The following is a 1,812-nucleotide window of genomic DNA, read 5'->3' on the forward strand; positions in this document are numbered from 1 at the left end:
GAACCGGCGCCAGGGGCAGGTGTTTCCGTTCACCCCGCCGTTCAACTTCTCGGGCCAGCCTTCGCTGAGCCTGCCGCTGGAGATGGACGCGGGCGGCCTGCCCATCGGCATGATGTTCACCGCCAAATATGCCGACGAGGCGACCCTGTTCCGACTGGCGGGACAGTTGGAGAAGGAGGCCCCGTGGGCCGCGCGCCGTCCCCAGGTTTGGGGGTGATCCCCCCTCTGCCCGTCATCCCCGTCTTGTACCGGGGACCCATGGCGCCGCTGGTGCGGTGATCGACGGGTTGCATGGCGTCGATGCCCCGCCCGCCCGTTCTGCGGCATCAGGGCGTCGGGACGATGGGTCCCCGGCACAAGGCCGGGGATGACGATCAAAATTGAGGTTTGGCGTGAAATTCTGGACCCGACGCACCTGGATGACCCTGGCCGCCGTCAGCGGGTTTGCGGCGGTGGCGGTCGGCGCGTTCGCCGCTCATGGCGTCCAGGATCCCAGGGCCCAGGAGTGGCTCCGCACCGGTTCGGTCTATGGCTTCATGCACACCCTGGCGACGTTTGCGTGCGCAACCTTCATGCAGGTGGGTGCGCGCCGGGCCCGGTTTGCGCCGGCGTTCTTCCTGTCGGGCGTGGTGCTGTTCTCGGGCAGTCTCTACGCCATGGCGCTGGGCGCGCCGCGCTGGCTGGGGATGGTGACGCCCGTGGGCGGATTGCTGTTCCTGGCCGGTTGGGCGGTGCTGGCCTGGGCGGCGCGGGGCGTTGACCCCAAGGCGTGACCTGAGACATTCGAACCCGATCTCTTCGTTGAAAGGACACCCCATGTCGGCGCTCACGACCATGATGCCACCGGTCCAGCAGGCCGCGGTAGACGGCGTGGACATCGCCTACTATGAGGTCGGGCCGCGCGGGCGAGGCGTGCCGATCATCTTCTGCCACGGCTTCCCGGAACTGGCGTTTTCCTGGCGCCATCAACTGAAAGCCTGCGAGGCGGCGGGTCGTTGGGCCATAGCGCCGGACCAGCGCGGCTATGGCCTGTCGTCCAAACCCCATGTGGTCGGCGCCTATGATATCGACCACCTGACAGGCGACATGGCGGGCTTGCTGGATCATCTGGGGGTGGAAAAAGCGATCTTCTGTGGCCACGACTGGGGCGGCATCGTGGTCTGGCAGATGCCCCTAATCCACCCGGATCGGGTGGCAGGCGTGATCGGCCTGAACACCCCCTTCATGCCCCGGGCGCCCGCCGACCCGATCGCGATCATGAAGGCGCGCTTCGGACCCGACATGTACATCGTCTGGTTCCAGACCCCCGACGAGCCGGAGGCCGTACTGGGCGCGGACACCACCAAGACCATGGCCTTCTTCATGCGCAAGCCCGCTGCGTTGGCCGCCGCAGTCCAGCCCAGCGCGTCGGGCTCTACTTTCGCCTTCAAGGACCTGTTGCGGAGCTGGGACGGGGTGACCGGCGGCGACCCGCTGCTGACGCCGGACGAGCTGGCGGTGTTCGCCGATGCGTTCAAAGCCGGCAGCTTTTTCGGCCCGGTCAGCTGGTACCGAAACTTCACCCGCAACTGGGAGCGCGCCGCCACCCTGCCCACCCGGTTGGACGACCTGCCCTGCCTGATGATTACCGCCGAACTGGACGCCGTATTGCCGCCATCGGCCGCCGAACACATGCCGGGGGTTATCGGCGACCTGGAGACCCACATGATCGCCGGTTCGGGCCACTGGACGCAGCAGGAAAAGCCTGACGAGGTGAACCAGCTGATCCTGGGCTGGCTCGACCGGCGGTTCCCGACGTAGAAGGCCCGATGG

3 protein-coding genes are annotated in these 1,812 nt (G+C 67.3%); all 3 read left to right on the plus strand.

Going from position 1 to position 1,812, the window contains the following annotated elements; genetic code table 11:
* Positions 1-217 (plus strand): amidase family protein (locus RMO97_RS16140; protein ID WP_310542052.1); only part of this gene is annotated, 217 nt, incomplete at its 5' end.
* Between the two features lie 175 nt (positions 218-392).
* Entirely contained in the window at positions 393-773 is a 381-nt protein-coding gene (locus tag RMO97_RS16145; RefSeq protein WP_310542053.1) for a DUF423 domain-containing protein, read from the plus strand.
* A gap of 43 nt (positions 774-816) precedes the next feature.
* Positions 817-1,800, plus strand: a complete 984-nt coding sequence (locus RMO97_RS16150) for an alpha/beta hydrolase (RefSeq protein WP_310542054.1) — start codon at positions 817-819, stop codon at positions 1,798-1,800.
* Positions 1,801-1,812 lie beyond the last annotated feature (12 nt).

Origin of the sequence: Phenylobacterium sp., assembly GCF_031425575.1 — a bacterium.
In the GTDB taxonomy this organism is placed as follows: domain Bacteria; phylum Pseudomonadota; class Alphaproteobacteria; order Caulobacterales; family Caulobacteraceae; genus Phenylobacterium.